The organism is Telmatobacter sp. DSM 110680, from assembly GCF_039994875.1.
Taxonomy (GTDB): Bacteria; Acidobacteriota; Terriglobia; order Terriglobales; family Acidobacteriaceae; genus Telmatobacter.
The window spans coordinates 1,302,536-1,319,534 of the sequence record NZ_CP121196.1 but is presented as its reverse complement, the minus strand read 5'-3'; the positions used below and the strand labels follow the sequence as shown (position 1 = coordinate 1,319,534).

The window sequence follows — 16,999 nt, the reverse complement described above, 5'->3', positions numbered from 1 at the left end:
ACTCATTGAGCGCCAGTTGCCATCTGCTGATGCATTTGTAATTCACCCAGGCGCTGCCTCCGCCACGTATTCCACCGTGATCGCAGAGAAACCAGTGGGCCGGAGCACGTCCACGACGATCCTCCTGATTCCGGTTATCGACGTCTTGATTTCATAGGTCTGGGATGAGCCTGGCAGTAGTGCGGAGAGGGCGGTCTTGCCTCCATCCATCGGCAGATCGTCGTACCCGTAAGCCAGCCATCGCAGATAACAACCGCGCAGCACGTAACCCGGAAGCCGCAGCCGCGTTCGCATTTCGAACTCGAATCGGCCCTCTGCCAATTTGCGAAGGATGGCTTTCTCGATGGGGCTGGCCTGCAAACGCAGAGCTTCAAACGAGGGCTTCTTCGCGCCATAAAGATCCACTACTCCATGCACTCTCTGCCGCATGGCTCCCGCGCCTTTATCGCCGACAAGCGTGCGGTAATCGTTGTAATCGAAGTAAATGGCGCCCGCAACCTCCGAGAATTTCCGAAATACTTCCGTGTGTGAGTTAATGATGTCGACGCGCTTCTCATCACCCGGAATGATCTTTGGCTGGCACTCGCACCAGCCGTATTCCGAAACCACGACGGGCTTATCAGGAAATGCCTTGCGAATGCGGTCGAGATGCGCTTCAACATCACCGGGACCACCCGGTGTCCAACTGCCGTAATACTCGTTGGTCGAAATGAAATCGAATTCACCGGCCATGTCGGCGCCGGGATCGCTCCCCAGTGTGTGGGATGCGTAGGTTTGAAGTCGAGAAGGATCGAGCCGCCGCGCTTCCGCGCTGATAGCGTGGGCGAACTGCTGCGATCTCGGGTTTTTGCCATCCACCTCATTGCATAGGCCCCACGCAACGATACATGGATGATTGCGGTCACGACGGATCATCTCGCGCAGCTGATCGAGGCCGTTCTGTTCCAGTGCGTGCTGCACGTCGTCTGAGGTCTTCGAGAAAGTTTCGGGACCCCACGCCGGCACTTCCTCCTGCATCAGGATTCCATGCCGGTCGCAGAAATCGAGAACGCGGCGATCCTGCGGCCAGTGCACCCGCGTGAAGACGCAGTTCAGGCTTTTCATGTCGCGGTGATTGCCGTCGATCCAGTCCGACGTTTCAGCAAAGCCCAGTTCAGGGTGGCTTCCCGCCATGCGTTCCACCCCGATAAGGGAGACCTTCTCGCCATTCAGGTAGAATGCCGGTCCGCGAACTTCGAACTTGCGAATACCGAATTGCTCAATGACCTCGTGAACTCCCGATGGACCGCCCATCTCGACAGTTGCCTGATACAGATGCGGGGTATCAAAGTGCCAGAGTGCTGCATTCTGCAGTGTCGCCAGTCCCAGGTCGACAAGTTGCTCGCGATCCGCTTCAAGTGCGACGTCGATTGGCCCTAGATGCATCACTTCATCCGGACTGCCATCCCTCCGAATTGTCGCGCGCACATTTGCCTTTTGTGTTTGAGTGGTGGCATTGCGAACGGTTGCCTTGACGCGGACCCCTGCTGAACCGCTGGCCAGATTGGGAACCGCGCTGATCTCTACGCTTTCGATGAATGCCTGCGCTGTAACCAGCAGATTGACTGGCCGGATAATGCCCCCGTCATCGGTCCAGTCATAGCTCTTGTTGCGTGGAAGCATGCGGTCGTTTGGACGGTTATCGACTCGCACCAGCAATGTGTTTTCCTGTCCAAGGCTCAGGTGGGCTGATAGATCGAGAGTGAACGCGGTGTAGCCCTTGCCTGTGTGTTCACCGATCGCCCGTCCATTCAGGAATACGGCCGCCGTATGGTTGACGGCTTCGAACTCAACGCGCAGGTGCTGCGAATCCCAACTCGCCGGTGCTTCAAAGCGAATGCGGTACCACGCAACTCCAACATAGTCCGGCGATCTGCCGAGAGATTGCCACGTGTGCGGCACATGCACGGCCTCCCAGTCATTGGCGTAATCGAGTGAATCCGACACCGTGGTTGCTCCACTGGGGTCAAGCCGGAACTCCCAGCCGTCTCGGAGTGGGATGCTGTACGATGCGCGCCGATCTCCAGATGACGCGGACTGCTCCGACGCGACTGCTTCTGTGCCGAGAAAAACGAGTCCGCTTGTCGAGATCGTCTGCAGGAATTTACGCCGGGTTTGCACATGCACCTCGCAGCGGATAACTTTGTGTACGTCAACGATAAACTCTGGAGCTTGAATGTTGCCGGAATCCGCAGAGGGACCTCAATTCTCCGCCCAGTATTTGCTTTTGCCTGACGCTCCTCCGTCAGAGCGCGGGCCAGTCAAAGCCTGGCAGGAGGATGTGGAGATCCTGACTTATGCGCCTGGCGCACCGGAACGGAATCCGATGTTCCTGGAAAGGCGCGTGTACCAGGGCAGCAGCGGGAGGGTATACCCCCTTCCTTTCATTGACCGCATCGCGACTGAGCCTGCACCGAAGCTTTGGAGAGCCCTTCATATTGAAAACGAATACCTTCGGCTCATGATCCTGCCTGAGATCGGAGGGCGCATTCACGTCGGCTACGACAAGACCACCGGATACGATTTCTTCTACCGCCAAAATGTCATCAAGCCGGCGCTCGTAGGACTAGCGGGACCCTGGATCTCGGGCGGCGTCGAGTTCAACTGGCCGCAACACCACCGACCGGCGACGTTCATGCCGGTTACGACGGAGATGGAGAGAGCGCAGGATGGCTCGGTCACCATCTGGTGCAGCGATCACGATCCAATGCAGCGCATGAAGGGAATGCACGGCATCTGCCTGCGCCCTGGGCGCGCTGTATTCGAACTGAAAGTCCGCCTCTACAATCGCACGCCGTTTACCCAAACGTTTCTCTGGTGGGCCAATGCTGCCACGCGAGTGCACGAGAAGTATCAGTCCTTCTTCCCCACTGATGTCAGGTTCGTCGCGGACCACGCGAAATGCGCGATTACTTCCTTCCCGCTGAGTGATGGCCGTTATTACGGAGTGGACTACGGCGAGCGCGCACGAAGCGGCGTGCCTGCGGATGAGAGGCCAAGCCAGTTTGTGCCTGACGGTACTTATCCGCCAAACGACCTCAGTTGGTACGCGAATATCCCAGTCCCGACCAGCTACATGGTGACGGGCACCGAGCAGGATTTCTTTGGGGGTTACGATCACAAGGCCGACGCCGGTGTGGTTCACGTCGCAAATCATCACATCTCTCCGGGGAAGAAGCAGTGGACGTGGGGCAATCACGAGTTTGGCTATGCGTGGGACAGCAATCTGACCGACCACGACGGGCCCTACATCGAGTTGATGGCCGGCGTGTACACCGACAATCAGCCTGACTTCTCGTATCTGGCTCCGTGGGAGACCAAGACGTTCACACAGAATTGGTACCCGATTCACTCAATAGGGATACCAGTGGCAGCAAATGCAGAAGCGGCCCTGAGTGTCAAAACGAAGAGCAATGAGCTGCGAATCGGACTGTGCGTTACGGCCCCTGTCGACGACGCGAAGATCGTTCTCAAAATCGGCGGCGTTGAAGCGGCGCGATGGAATAGGAGCCTCGACGTTTCAAGCCCGGTTCTGATTGGATTTCCCCTTCCTCCCGGCAGCGATCCAGTGGCGGCAGCCGTAGTGGTGTGGGACGGCGATCGAATCGTGATTGATCACGATGCTGCGCGGACCCAGCCCGCGACTGCACCGCTGGTGGCAAGGGAGCCAAAGCCGCCCGAAGAGGTGGAGAGTGTCGAGGAACTGTACCTGACGGGCTTACATCTTGAGCAGTATCGTCATGCGACCCGGATGCGGGAGACGTACTGGGAAGAGGGCTTGCGTCGCGATCCCAACGAATCGCGCATTCTCAATGCGCTGGGACTTTGGCGTCTTCGCCGCGGTGAATTCGAGACGGCAGCGACACACTTCCAGGCCGCTATCGCCCGGCTGACCGCGCTCAATCCGAATCCGCGGGATGGCGAAGTTTTCTACAACCTGGGGCTTGCCTATCGGTATCAGGGCAAGAGCAAAGATGCGTACGACGCCTTTTACAAGGCAACGTGGAACGCAGCCTTGCAAGCGCCTGCATTTTTTGCGCTGGCCGAATGTGATGCGTCCAGGCAAAACTGGCGCACCGCCGTTGACCACCTGCGGCGCAGCTTAAGGGCAAATGCAGATAACCTGAACGCCCGTAATCTTCTCAGCATCGTCTTGCGCAAATTGGGAGACATTGCCGGCGCGGATCGGTCCCTTGAAGAATCCCTGATGCTTGACCCACTCGACGTCGGCGCACGGTGGCAGAAAGGCGTAGCGCCTGCGACTAACCAGGAATGCCTCGACATTGGCTTCGACCTGATGCGAGCTGGACTCTTGGAAGAGGCGCGGAATGTGCTTCAGAACGCGGATTTAAACGCGCGGGACGGATCCGTTCCCATGATCTTATTCACTCTTGCTCACGTCGAAGAGAGGCTCGCAGACCCGGCCTTTTCGCAGACGCTCGATCGGTCGGCAAGATCCTGCATAGACTATTGCTTCCCGAGTCGCCTCGAAGAGCTGGTCGTTCTTGAATGGGCGCTCACAAAAACGGCCGCGATGTGGATGCCGTCGTATCTGCTCGGGAACCTGTTCTATGACAAGCGCCGTTACGAGGAGGCTATTCTGCACTGGGAAAACGCCGCTACTGGCAACTCCTCGTTTGCGACAGTCCATCGCAATCTGGGAATCGCTTACTTTAACGTACGTCAGGATCCGGACCGCGCCTTGAGCAGCTTTGAAACTGCATTTGCCGCGAACCGGCAAGACGCGCGCGTGCTCTATGAGCGCGATCAACTTTGGAAGCGGACTGGGCGGTCTCCGCAGGTGCGGCTGAATGAGCTGCTGCAATATTCAATGCTCGTGGAGGCGCGTGATGACTTGTCCGTGGAAGTCGCGACTCTTCTGAATCATGTCGACAAACCGGGCGAGGCTCTGCATCTTCTGCTCAGCCGGCGTTTCCAGCCATGGGAAGGCGGTGAGGGCCTGGTGCTCGGGCAGTATGTGCGCGCGCGGTTGCTGCTTGGGCGTCGTGCCCTCGATCTCGGGGACCCGGCTGAAGCGCGCGCTCAATTCTCCGCCGCACTTCGGCCACCACGGAACCTGAGCGAAGCAAAGCATTTGTTCACAAACCAGAGCGACGTCCACTTCTGGATCGGCGAGTCGTTCCACCGCAGCGATGATGCCGAAAATGCCCGTGTTTGGTGGCTCCGTGCGGCACAAGAGAAAGGCGATTTCCAGCAAATGTCCGTGCGGGATATATCGCACATGACGTTCTGGACGGGCCTTGCACTTCAGCGCCTGGGTAGGCAGGACGAGGCTGCGAATCTTTTCACCCGTGTTTACGATTACTCGATCGAACTTGAAAAGACACAGCCCCGTATCGATTTCTTTGCTACGTCTCTCCCTGCGATGCTGTTGTTCAACGAAGATCTCGTCCGGCGCAACCGAATTGAGGCTCTCTTTCTCCGCGCCGAGGCTTTGGCTGGATTGAGTCGTACGGGAGAAGCGCGGAGCCTGCTTGAAGAAGCACTGAAGCTCGACCGCAGCCATGCGGGAGCGTCCGATCTTCTGGAGCAGCTTGGCAAGTTCGACAGTAAGCTGGTGCGCTAAACATGCATATGCCTTCGTCCGCATCGCTGCCGCACTCATCCGTACACCCCGATCTCCACCTCGGCTACATCTGGACCATCGCATTTATCGCCGCCATGGGGGGCTTGCTGTTTGGCTACGACTGGGTCGTCATCGGAGGAGCCAAACCCTTCTATGAGGTGTACTTTCATCTCACCTCTGAAGCGTTGATCGGGTGGGCGAACAGTTGTGCCTTGCTTGGCTGCTTCGCCGGATCGCTTCTTGCCGGTTCTGCGGCCGACAAGTTTGGCCGAAAGAGACTCCTTGTCGTCTCTGCCCTATTGTTCGCCCTCTCATCCATCTCCACGGGATGGGCTCACAGCTTCAATGCATTCATTTTCTGGCGGATCATCGGAGGAGTGGCCATTGGACTGGCATCGAACGTTTCGCCGATGTACATTGCCGAAATCAGCCCGGCCCAGTGGCGAGGACGTTTGGTCAGTCTCAATCAGCTTGCGATTGTGATCGGAATTCTCGCGGCGCAGCTGGTCAATTGGCGCATCGCCGAAAAGATTCCAGCCGATCCGCTTCAAATCGTGCTCGCAACATCGTGGAACGCACAGTATGGCTGGCGCTGGATGTTCACGGCCGTAGCCGTCCCCGCTGTTCTGTTCCTCTGCTCCGCGCCATTCATTCCCGAAAGTCCGCGCTGGCTAGTCGCCCAGGGGAATCTGCAAACTGCGTTCGAAGTATTGCAGCGAATCGGCGGCCAAAGCTACGCGCAAGCGGAGTTGTCAGTGATTCAGAATTCGCTGGCAGCGCCCCACGAGCGCGAGGGCTGGCGCGAACTGTTTGCTTCGCCCGGCCGTAAGTTGCTTGCTGTGGGCGCAACCCTGGCGGTTCTGCAACAGTGGAGCGGGATTAATGTCCTCTTCAACTATGCACAGGAGGTCTACCGCGGCGCAGGCTACGGAGTGAGCGAAATCCTCTTCAACATCGTCATCACGGGCGCCATCAATCTCATCTTCACCATCATCGCCATGTTGCTGGTTGATCGTTTTGGCAGGAGAAGACTCATGATCTTCGGCTGCATTGCCATTGGTGCGTCTCATCTTGCCGCCAGCGTTGCGTACCGCTTACATGCGCAAGGCATGTGGGTTCTCGTCCTCACATTGTGCGCGATTGCGTGTTATGCAATGTCCCTTGCGCCTGTTACCTGGGTTCTTATCACCGAAATCTTTCCCAATCGTATGCGCGCATCGGCCGTCTCGATTTCGGTCGCGATCTTATGGGTCGCATCGTTCGTTCTCACCTACACGTTCCCTCTAATCAACCGGTCGCTTGGAACGTCAAGTGCCTTCCTCATCTATGCGGGAATCTGTTTCGCTGGTGCGGTGTTTGTGTCCATTACAGTGCAAGAGACCAAGGGACGCTCCCTTGAAGGTGTGGAAGAATCCGCGATGCATCGATGATTTGTCTGCAGACCTTCCTCTGTTCCGAGCAAGTGCGTTGGACCGTGCGTTGCTCGCTCGCGACACTCTACCTCCGAATGGCTTCATCAAGCAGCGCCGCGAAGCCTGTCCAGCTCTTCTGAAATTTGTTGGCCTTGTTTCCACGTGGCCACCATTGAACGCTTCCCGAGCCCAGGAAGAGCGTGCCCAAGAGTTCAGTACCTCTCCGGACCTCAATTTCGAGCGAGTTCCGGCTTCCCCTTTTGGTCAACTCAACCTTAGAAACCTGATTGACGGTTACGCTTGTCTGAGTTCTTTTTCTTGTCATGCGGGCCGCTCCTTGATTGAAAGCAGCGTAGCATTCGCGCCCAGAACTCGTATCTCTAACCCCGGGAAACATTGTCTTATCAGGGGTCAGAACTGAACCCGCTAAATGCCGAGCCCCGACGCCGCATTCCGCGTGAATATTTCGCCCATCCTTATATATGCGCCCAGAACTTCCCTCGACTTGTGACCCGTCTGCTTCATGATCACGTACTCGGGCACTCCCCTCCTGACCGCCTGGCTCCACATGACCGACTCGCAAACTGTGACCGCTTAAATTCTCGACATGCATGCCAGCCCGACGAGCGGCCTGCTTGATGATGTCGGCGACCGAGTTGCGATCCAGACCACGCGAAGAAACCTGGCCATGACGGTTGACGGCACGGAAGACCGGGCCTGACGTAATCCTTCCTTTCTTGAGCCAGAGCTTCAGTGCGCAGACTGGGCACGTCGTTTTGTTCTTCCTGAACGGGATTCCGACCTTGCGGCCGGCTCCCTCCTGATCCGTTTTGCTGCGGCGGAGAGTGCAGACCAGACCTTCACGGCAGTACTTCAAATCCTCCACGTTGAGGCTGACTGATTCCGAACGTCGGAATGCACCTGCGAACGAGATCAAGAACAGAGCCTTATCGCAAGTGCCAAGTAAGTTCTTCGGGCAAGCAGCGATGAGACGGCGTATGTCGGCGGCAAGCAGTGCATCCTTTCTGTGAGGTGCGGTTCCAAGCGTCCTTTTAATTCCACGAAGCGTGTCGCCAACGACAAGGTTGCGCGTCGAAGCAGGCGACGGAAAACCGGAAGCCGCGTGGGCTTTTGAGATAGCTGTGAGACGGCGGACGATGGTCGCTACCGCAAGTGGTCTCGATGCGAGATCTGTAATGTAAAGTGCGATGGTTTCAGGAGAAGCTGGCATGGAAGGGAGTCGATGGGCTTTCGACCAGCGGACAAAATCGGCGAAGTCGGAACGGTACATACCCTAGATAATGGTCAAGACTCATATTCAACCTACGGAAGGATTTCCACATTTGCGATACATGCTCAAACGCGCATCTCTTCCGTTCTGAGAGACTTTGAAGATTTGGGAATTTCGACATCGGCCAAAGCTAGGAAAGCGGTACGATTCGAAGCAGACACGTTGCACGGCTTGTTCCACGAAGGATTGGAGGGACTTGACGAATGAGGCTCATGGCCCGCACAGATGATGCGGTGTAGTTCAGGTTTGATCGAGGCTGCGGGCGTTATCCATCGAGGGTTTCAGCGGGGCTTCATCCCATCCAACCGAATAAATCAGGCTGCTCGTAATGACGCGCAGATCTCAAAGAACCAAGCCGGCATTGTGTATTCCAGGTCCCAATAAATGCTCATCGGTCTGCTGCCGGAGTGAGAAATATACCGAAGAGGACCGAGGAATAGGAAAGCGTCGTCTTTCTTCGGTCTGACGAATAGCAGAAATTTCGCGCCATTATTTTGTTGCAGCACATATCGCTGGCCAGTCGGCGAGTTCTCCCCAGTGGTGCTTTGCGATTGCCAGTGAAAGCGAGTAGGGCTCAGCGCAAAGTCCTCATAGCGTGTTGAAGGGGAAAAGGTCTTTTCTGACTTGTCAAGCGTCACGAACAGAACCTCGGTATTCAATTCCTTAATCCAAAAGCGGCCGGTCTGAGTGTGACGCGCGCCAACGAACTCCGGGAGGCCTAATGCAACCAGTACTTCGTCGCGAGTGTATCTCCGATGGAGAAAGATCGGGCACTCGTCAATGATCGGGCTCTCGTTTGAATGAAGCTTTACACGGTCCAGTAAGGCGTCGCAGAGTTCCTTGAATTCTGATCTTGCTGTATCACATTCCTGAAGACGCACGAGCCCAGTGTCAACCCCGGAACCTTGTTGTCGCGCTTCGCCCTGAAGAAGTCGAAACGTGAGCATCTGGACCATTCGCCTTTCCAGAAACGGGAGCGCCTCGACTTCGACGCGTCTTTCGCCCAATTGGTCTAGGTAGAATTGCAACCGGCGAGTCGAATCGATGTGGAGGAGAAACTGGAAGCGTTTGGTCAGCGAATATTCGATCTCAGTCTGAACCTCTGACAAGTACTGTGACTCCCTGAGAAGCGCATACCATCCCCCAATTGAAGGCTTGTAAACGTCAGAAAGTTCATAGCGCGTTTCGGTCAGGTATTCGATCAGTGTCGGGCGTCTCTGCAACTGACTTGCCAGCGCTCTGAGTTCCGCCACCATCCTGGCACGGCTCATCTGAATTTGCGCTTTCAAATTCTCCAGGACAACTTTTCGCGCCTCTTTGTCGAGTCGGAAATAACAGTTTCCTGGCAGACGAGTGATCCCAGTTTCCATCTCCCGAATCAGCTGCTGTCGGGTTCCACCAAACAAAGCGAGAAATCTTTGATCGAAACGAAACTCGCGTCTCTGATTCCCAATAAAGTCCAGAACAAGGCAGGTGGTTTTTCCACTATCGAGTCGCAGTCCGCGCCCGAGTTGCTGAAGGAATACTGTTGAGCTCTCCGTTGGTCTCAAGAAGAGGACGCAATCGACCTCGGGAATATCCACGCCCTCATTGAAAAGATCGATTGTGAAGAGAACGTTGATTTCACGATTGCGCAGCTTCGATGCCGCATTGCTTCTCTCTTCGTCAGAAGAACGGCTGGTCAGCGCCATTGACGGGATTCCGGCGTTACAGAAAGCTTCGGTCATGAATTCCGCGTGAGAGATGCTCACGCAGAATCCAAGTGCTCGGGCCTGACGCTGGTCTCCATAGAACTCGCAGAACTGACTGATGATGAGACTCGCGCGACGCGTATTGCCGATGTACCGTTGCTCCAGTTCGCCGATAGCATAGGAGCCGCCGCTCCAGGAAAGCCCGGATAGGTCGATGCCATCATGTACGCCGTAATAGTCGAAGGGCACTAAGTATTGGCGCTCTATAGCGTGCCACAGTCGCATTTCATCTGCGATTCGATTATCGAACCACGGAAGAATGCTTTCGCCATCCATGCGCTCAGGTGTGGCGGTAAGACCCAAGAGAATTCGCGGTCGCAGCGAAGTAACAATTTCTCTGTAGCTGATTGCGGGCACATGGTGAGCTTCGTCAAGGACAGCATATTCCCAATGGTCTGCGCCAAGGATTTCGAGCAGGCCTCGGCTGCGAAAACTCTGAATTGTCGCAAAGAGATGATCAAAGCTGGAGGGATCTTCTCCGCCTAGCAACAAATCTCCGAAAGACTCATTGCGTAACACATGACGAAATCTGTCACGCGCCTGGCGTAGTAGTTCTTCTCGATGAGCCAGAAAGAGCAGTTTTGGACGCACTCCAGTAGACGGTTGGCGATCATAATCAAATGCCGCAATAAGCGTCTTTCCGGTACCGGTAGGAGCAACAACGAGATTGCGGAAATGGCCTTTATCGATTCGCTCCGCCTCAAGTTGATCAAGCGTAGCTTGTTGATAGGAATGAGGCCGTAGATCGAAGAATACTGGGGACCCAGAACCGTGTTGCCCGGGCCCTCTGCGCGCTTGATCGAGAGATAGCTTCACGCGCCGACAGATGTCCTCATCATCGGGACGGAAATGTTCAAATTCCTCGTCGCACCAAAGCGAATCGAAAGCGCCACGAAAACGCTCAATAATATGTGGTGCTTCAACTTCACTCAGCTTCACCGTCCATTCAACTCCATCTTCCAACGCAGGCCCAGATAGGTTTGCGGAACCAACGTAAACACTACTGAACCCATTATTCCGCTGAAAGAGCCAAGCCTTTGCATGCAGACGGCGTCGTCGCCCATCAAGCGAGATTCGCAACTCAACATTTGGCAATTGCGCGATTTCCTGAATTGCGCGGAAGTCAGTGGCTCCGATATAGGTCGTAGTGAGGATGCGGATTGAAACATTCTGCTCTGCAAGCGCTTGGAAAGCGCTCTTCAGACGTTGCCAGCCACGCCATTGAACAAAACTCACGACCATCAAAACCCGGTCAGCCGTGGTCATCTCGCGCTCGAGTTCAAATCCAAGTCGCGGTTCATCTATCGAATTCATCAGCAGGCTTGTGGCACTCAAGGGTGTAGTCGGAGGTCGGGGTGCGGACGCACCCGCGTAGATGGCGTGGAGAATTTGGCCTGGTGTATCGACCAAGTCTGTCTCGGACGATGCCCCGCGATCGCGGATGAAATCGAGGAGCGCGTTTGCCAGCTGAATCTGCCGCTGCTTGCGGTCTTCAGCAGGTAGCCCTCGAAGTGCGGCCTTGATCTGTCGGATTACATGGCGAGCGAGATAGTCAGGATAGTCGGCTTCTTCAAGATCATCGACAGCCGACTTTAGACCTGTTGTTGCCTGAACCCTGAGGATCTCGCGGATCCGTTGCGTGACGAGTTGGTCGTAAAGCCCTTCTTTGAATTCGCTCATTTATGCAGAGATGTCCCGTGATCGGAATAATCTCATATCCGACCATGCCTTTGACCGCCTTCGACCCGGATGCGAAGCATCGTGGCATAATTGCGAGTGTTACGGTACTTCGCTCAACGAGGAAACTCGCAGCCAGCTGGGCAACAAAGCAAAAGAGCAAATAGATGAAGAGTCCGTAGCGCTGAGGGCTGTCCTCCGCGCTTTGCAGAGCGCGGAAATCCTCTGCTGCAATGAATAATTCCTAACCCCCGATAAAGTCTTGTTTACAGGGGTCAGGAATGGGAACAGGCGCCACCGATGCAGACAAAACATTCTTGACTGTTGTGATCGTACTCACGGCGCGATGCAGTGTTGGCTGCCGATTCTTGAAGAGTGAGCAAGTCGCCATGGATGAAGAGCGAGGGCAAGAACCTTGGGGGCAGGAAGTACCTCGAAAAGAAGCTCGTCGAGATAGGCCTGTCGCGCCGCCGCTCAGTGCAGGTGTTGAACTTGTTGTTCAAGGCGATGAATCAGGCATTAGCGCGGGACGAGGCAGTGGAGTTCGCCGGTGGCAAGCTGACGCGAGTGAAAAAGCTGAGCCGTCACTGGGAGCTGCTCGATGACGAGCCGATGAATCCGTGGACGGTGGAGTGGGAACTGACCCGGGAGGGATGGAAGCAACTGTTCGGAGCTGAGTCGGCGGCCGAGGAGGAGTGGCGATTCACCTTCTGGGAAGCGCCCGCGCCGGAGAAGCGGGAGCGCCGTGGCAGGAAAAAGGCGGCCAGGAAACTGGTAAGTAAGTGACGCCTGTCGGGGAAGAATCGAGATTTTGTAATACTAGTGACTTCGATTTACCCGGAAACTGGTCCTGAACGCACAGTGCTCTTGTGGGGGAACATGTTCCCCCCACCCTGTTTGTGTGATTTTGTCCGGGAGATTGTTGGAGCTGATTCGGGGCCGCGCGGCTCAACAAACAGGGTCGTTTCTTTCTCATTCGTTCCCTGACCGTGACCCTGACCCTGCCCCGGAGAACGTGTCTTCTCGATCAGGAAGGACACCGTCCATGAACCTGATCCTGATCCCAGACAACCGGGATGAAGAGCAGGAATATACCGAGGACGATTCCCTACAGACCCAGGGTCACAAGGAACAACATTCCGGCCTAACTATATATATGGTCTATGCCCCGGAACCACCGGGCCAGCCGGATGGCCTGGCGACCTGATGACCAGATGACCTGATGGTGAGCAGAGGCTCCGGTCCCTCCCGCGCGCGCGGGCGTGTTATTTGCACGGCCGGGAAGGGACCTGGTCTCGTGCGCCAGGATGTCCAGCAGTCGTCCGGACACGGTGGTGAAGTTGCCCGCTTCACCCTGAAGAGCCTTGAGCCGAGCCAGCAGCAGGCTGAGGGGATAGTTGAACGAGTCATCCATCGCCCTCATGCCGGCAGTTGCAGTGGGCAGGGAAGCAAAGCTCTGGGCCTGTTGTTCGAGATTAAGCAGGGCGGTCTTGTCGAAGGCTGATCCGCCGGACAGGTCTCCCGTGGCGATCGCGGTGTTCAGCAGATCGAGCAGCTTCTGGTAGTACTCATTGGTCAGAGATGAGGTGTAGCCTCTTTGGTTGGAAGCTTCCCTCACTTCATACTGAGCTAGTAATTAAATCCAGGCGGACTCGTCTTGACGGGATCGCCTTACAAGAGGTATGAGTATATGAGCAGATCAATTCAGCCGCCTTCCTGTCCCAACCTATCTCGTCGCCAGGTCTGGGGCCAGTTCTTCGGCGACCTTGTTCGCGATGTTCGGGTCGAGAAGGGCCGTACCGTCAAGGAAGCGGCCGCGGAGTCGGGGATAGAAGTCGCGGAATGGAAGGCCGTTGAAGCCGGCCGAGTGCCGACGAGCCGGGAACTGATCCACCGCATGGCCGATGGCCTGACGATCGATCACATGGGGATGGCCTCCCTGGTGTTGTTCTGTCATGAGGCCTGGGAGAAGTAAGAGAGGGGGTGAGCTCGATCGCGAAGATCATAGAAGAGGAGATTAAGCGCTTGAACATGAACCTTACCGTATCTCTGCATAACGCCTTCAAGGCTGCCACCGCAGCCCGCGGCGAGAACATGACGGATGTCTTGATGGCGTACATCAAGGCTTACGTCGAGAAGAACTCAACCAAGGGGCGGCGACGGTGAAACGCGCCGCGCTCTACCTCAGGGTGAGCACTGTAGATCAACATCCTGAGACACAGGTGTACGACCTTCAGCAGATGGCCGCCCAGCGCGGTTACGAAATCGCCAAGGAATACACCGACCGGATCTCCGGCGCAAAGGCGCGCCGGCCAGGTCTGGATGAGATGATGCGCGATGCCCGCCGTGGCCGATTCGATGTGGTCATGGTCTGGGCATGCGATCGCATCGCCCGCTCGACCAGGCACTTCCTCGAAGTGCTGGACGAGCTCAACCGGCTCAACATCGAGTTCATCAGCTTCCGCGAACAGATCGATACGGGCGGCCCGCTGGGCCGCGCGATCGTCGTCATCATCGGAGCGATCGCCGAACTCGAACGCAGCCTGATCGTCGAGCGAGTCCGTGCCGGCATGCGCCGGGCACGCCTCGAAGGCCGACACATCGGAAGGCCTGCTCTCGATCTTGATCACGCTGCCATCCGTCGAGACAGGCAACGCGGCATGAGTCTTGGCCAGCTGGCCAGGGAACACCGCGTATCCCGAACTACCATCCACCGCGTGCTCCACGAGCACGCTCGAACTGCTCAGGAGAACGTTGCATGATCGAAAACCCTGCAGACCTCATCCCTGCCTGGATGTTGCTATCGGCAGCTTTTGGCTACCTCATCGGAGAAGCATGCGGCGACCTGGCCCGACATCGCAAGTGTCTTGAGCAAAATAATGCCGAGCTGCGCGATCAACTCCAACACCCTCTCTCGAAGGATCTGCACCGGGAACTGGCGCAGCAGCGCAAGGTCATCAACGACATCCACAGCCGACTCGTGGCCGTTTCAAAAGGCCTCGAAAAACGCCCCGACTAACTCCCTCTAAATCAACGGCCGGATCGCAACGATCCGGCCGTTCCATAAGGTGTGGGTTGTGGGACGGGTCAAAAAACATGCGGATGTATTGACTACCGCTCGACTAATCCTCGTACGATATGGAGTAAATTTCGTTCGAGCTCATCTCCCGGGAAAGAATGATGGCGTTGTCTGGTCCGATCGCGAACCAGGAATCAAATCGCCCTTGAAGTTTCGACAATTTCGATAGATCGACAGCAGTGTCGATCTTCCCATCTCGAATACTAATGCGGATAATTTGGGGCTGATCTCCAGTTGGTCTGTTTGCAAACAAATATCTTGAATCCGCAGACCAGCTCAAGTCATTCCCGTTCACACCGTTCGCGATTTCCCGCCATCGATGCCTTTGTTCAGAGAACAGCATTACTAGATGCCTCACCGGATCGAGTGCTGCTATAAATCGGCCATCAGGAGACCAGCGCGCCGTGCCCAGTCCTTCCGAATCTGGAACTGTCGATTCCAGTCCGGTTGCTAGGTCGATCTTGTGAATAGCGCAAGTTTTGGTTTCCTGACATTCAACGCTGCCGTAAGCCAACATTCTTCCATCTGGAGACCACGTCGGAGCACCCTGAGAATCGGCTCCTACTCCAGCCTCCTTGGGAGTTCCTCCATTAGCAGAGATCACAAAGATCCGAAACGGCTTGTTTGGAAGCGATTCCATGAAGGCAATCCGCTTTCCGTCTGGCGACCAGCGTGGCAACTCAATTTCGCCAGCGGGAACGTTCATCATTCTTGTTTCGGACCCGTCGGCCCGACTGATGTATAGGGCTTTCTCGGTGGTGCTTTTGTACGTGATCCATTGTCCATCTCGTGAGAAGTCGATGAATTCCCCTCCTCCTCCGGGAAGAAATGGCCGATATCCTTGTGAACTCTGATCGAACAAAAGGAATTCGGCGTGTGGCTTGTGAGTACTTTGCTCAACAGTTGAGGATGCGGTTGCGAAGAGCCTCTTGACCCGCCAATCGAGGGTGACGTCGTTCACCCCACGCAATGGAACCTTCAGGTCCAGTAACGTGAAGCGGTGAAGGGGGAAACGATCCGCCGCAAAGGCGAGAATCCCCTCTCCCCCAACGACAAATGAACGTCCACTTTCATCGATTGACATTGATCCGTCAAAGGTCTCCGTCAAATCCGCTTTGAGAGGAGTAAGAGAAGATATGTCATAGTTACTAGGTCTATCAAAGGCGAGTTCCCAAAACGCAAAGGTCATGGTCTTCGGATCGCGCAACTCTATCCGCAGTCGCGAACCGTCTTTCGACCATTGAACGGCCTCCGGTATGCCGTCAAAAGTTTGCAAGGACCGAATCGTTTTGCCTTGATCCGTGGTCAAATAGACCGCATTTTGTGAAGCAAGGGCGATTGCATTTCCATCCGGAGACCAGCTGGCAGAATGGTACGCAGCAGTTCCAACCTGGTTCAGGTCTCCATCGAGTAATCTCAGAATCCAAAGCGAGCGTTCCACCTCTGTCCCTTGGCCTGCAAGAATCAGCAATTTCTTGCCATCCGCCGAAATATCGGTTGGGAAGACCATCGTAAACGGGGTGCGAATCTCACGAACTGGACCACCGGCAACGGGGATAGAAAGCAAGCCGACTTTACCGTCGCGGTACTCGCCGAAGTAAAGAGTAGTGCCATCCGTGACGAGACCGCGTTTCATCGCCCCATCGTCGGTGATTTGGGTGACATTGATAATGCGGAAATGTTTGCTGAAACCGAGACTGTGTAAAGTAAAGCCACAAATTGAAACCAGGATTGCGACACCACTAGCTAAAACAAATTGCTTGCCGTGCCTCGCAATCCACGATGCGTTCTGAGGACGGACAGCGCTACTAATCTTGGGTGCGACTATCCCGTCCAGATGACGGGGCAGGGATGATTCCGAAACTTCGGGAGAGTCACCACGGATGGCGCTTTCTTCGGGTTGCGTAGCCGTCAATAGGCCCTCACCCAGCTTCAGCCACCCGTCTATCTCATTCTTGTATGCATAGACCGCGTGCCGTTGTCCCCCGGGTACACGGTGAACCGGAAGTCCCTTCTGCTCTTCCCAGCGCATAACCGTGCGCACGTGCCAGCCAAGGTAATCGGAGATGGCTTTCCAGCCATCCAAACGGCCATTTGTTGGCTGCTGGCTCCCCATGCTTTCGTGTCACCCGGCAGGAAGAGACTCATCAAAAGGACCCGGTG

The 16,999-nt window shown here is 55.8% G+C and carries 11 protein-coding genes; 7 read left to right on the top strand and 4 right to left on the bottom strand.

Annotation, left to right across the window (positions count from 1 at the left end):
- Window positions 1-42: 42 nt before the first annotated feature.
- Entirely contained in the window at window positions 43-2,160 is a 2,118-nt protein-coding gene (locus P8935_RS05260) for a glycoside hydrolase family 2 TIM barrel-domain containing protein (RefSeq protein WP_348263939.1), read from the bottom strand.
- A gap of 55 nt (window positions 2,161-2,215) precedes the next feature.
- Here P8935_RS05260 and P8935_RS05255 point away from each other — a divergent pair, with 55 nt between their 5' ends.
- Together P8935_RS05255 and P8935_RS05250 are read left to right on the top strand one after the other, a co-directional pair.
- Window positions 2,216-5,626: a DUF5107 domain-containing protein gene (locus tag P8935_RS05255; RefSeq protein WP_348263938.1), complete on the top strand. Its 3,411-nt coding sequence runs from the start codon at window positions 2,216-2,218 to the stop codon at window positions 5,624-5,626.
- A 2-nt stretch (window positions 5,627-5,628) separates the two neighbouring features.
- Window positions 5,629-7,056 (top strand): sugar porter family MFS transporter, encoded by a 1,428-nt coding sequence (locus tag P8935_RS05250; protein WP_348263937.1) that lies wholly within the window; start codon window positions 5,629-5,631, stop codon window positions 7,054-7,056.
- A gap of 1,587 nt (window positions 7,057-8,643) precedes the next feature.
- On the opposite strand, the gene P8935_RS05245 is transcribed toward P8935_RS05250, so the two are convergent.
- Window positions 8,644-11,760 (bottom strand): DUF3427 domain-containing protein, encoded by a 3,117-nt coding sequence (locus P8935_RS05245; RefSeq protein WP_348263936.1) that lies wholly within the window; start codon window positions 11,758-11,760, stop codon window positions 8,644-8,646.
- A 390-nt stretch (window positions 11,761-12,150) separates the two neighbouring features.
- On the opposite strand from P8935_RS05245, the gene P8935_RS05240 reads away from it, so the two are divergent.
- A complete protein-coding gene (locus tag P8935_RS05240; RefSeq protein ID WP_348263935.1) occupies window positions 12,151-12,543 on the top strand; it encodes a hypothetical protein in 393 nt (130 codons plus the stop codon).
- 358 nt (window positions 12,544-12,901) lie between these two features.
- Here P8935_RS05240 and P8935_RS05235 read toward each other — a convergent pair whose 3' ends face one another.
- Window positions 12,902-13,375, bottom strand: coding sequence for a hypothetical protein (locus tag P8935_RS05235; RefSeq protein WP_348263926.1), 474 nt, complete (start codon window positions 13,373-13,375; stop codon window positions 12,902-12,904).
- A gap of 72 nt (window positions 13,376-13,447) precedes the next feature.
- On the opposite strand from P8935_RS05235, the gene P8935_RS05230 reads away from it, so the two are divergent.
- From P8935_RS05230 to P8935_RS05215, 4 genes are read left to right on the top strand one after another with little or no spacing between them, the layout of a single operon-like run.
- A complete protein-coding gene (locus tag P8935_RS05230; protein WP_348263927.1) occupies window positions 13,448-13,732 on the top strand; it encodes a helix-turn-helix transcriptional regulator in 285 nt (94 codons plus the stop codon).
- 8 nt (window positions 13,733-13,740) lie between these two features.
- Window positions 13,741-13,923, top strand: coding sequence for a plasmid partition protein ParG (locus P8935_RS05225; RefSeq protein ID WP_348263928.1), 183 nt, complete (start codon window positions 13,741-13,743; stop codon window positions 13,921-13,923).
- Window positions 13,920-14,519: a recombinase family protein gene (locus P8935_RS05220; protein ID WP_348263929.1), complete on the top strand. Its 600-nt coding sequence runs from the start codon at window positions 13,920-13,922 to the stop codon at window positions 14,517-14,519. The genes P8935_RS05225 and P8935_RS05220 overlap by 4 nt, the downstream gene beginning before the upstream one ends.
- The gene (locus P8935_RS05215) at window positions 14,516-14,776 is read left to right on the top strand and encodes a hypothetical protein (protein ID WP_348263930.1); all 261 of its coding nucleotides are present in this window, start codon (window positions 14,516-14,518) and stop codon (window positions 14,774-14,776) included. The genes P8935_RS05220 and P8935_RS05215 overlap by 4 nt, the downstream gene beginning before the upstream one ends.
- Before the next feature lie 103 nt (window positions 14,777-14,879).
- On the opposite strand, the gene P8935_RS05210 is transcribed toward P8935_RS05215, so the two are convergent.
- Window positions 14,880-16,952, bottom strand: coding sequence for a hypothetical protein (locus tag P8935_RS05210; protein ID WP_348263934.1), 2,073 nt, complete (start codon window positions 16,950-16,952; stop codon window positions 14,880-14,882).
- Between the last annotated feature and the right edge of the window lie 47 nt (window positions 16,953-16,999).

Coding starts and splice junctions, on each gene's coding strand:
- P8935_RS05215 (WP_348263930.1), top strand. CDS start 14,516: ATGATCGAAAACCCTGCAGACCTCATCCCTGCCTGGATGTTGCTATCG.
- P8935_RS05240 (WP_348263935.1), top strand. CDS start 12,151: ATGAAGAGCGAGGGCAAGAACCTTGGGGGCAGGAAGTACCTCGAAAAG.
- P8935_RS05255 (WP_348263938.1), top strand. CDS start 2,216: ATGTTGCCGGAATCCGCAGAGGGACCTCAATTCTCCGCCCAGTATTTG.
- P8935_RS05250 (WP_348263937.1), top strand. CDS start 5,629: ATGCATATGCCTTCGTCCGCATCGCTGCCGCACTCATCCGTACACCCC.
- P8935_RS05210 (WP_348263934.1), bottom strand. CDS start 16,952: ATGGGGAGCCAGCAGCCAACAAATGGCCGTTTGGATGGCTGGAAAGCC.
- P8935_RS05230 (WP_348263927.1), top strand. CDS start 13,448: ATGAGCAGATCAATTCAGCCGCCTTCCTGTCCCAACCTATCTCGTCGC.
- P8935_RS05245 (WP_348263936.1), bottom strand. CDS start 11,760: ATGAGCGAATTCAAAGAAGGGCTTTACGACCAACTCGTCACGCAACGG.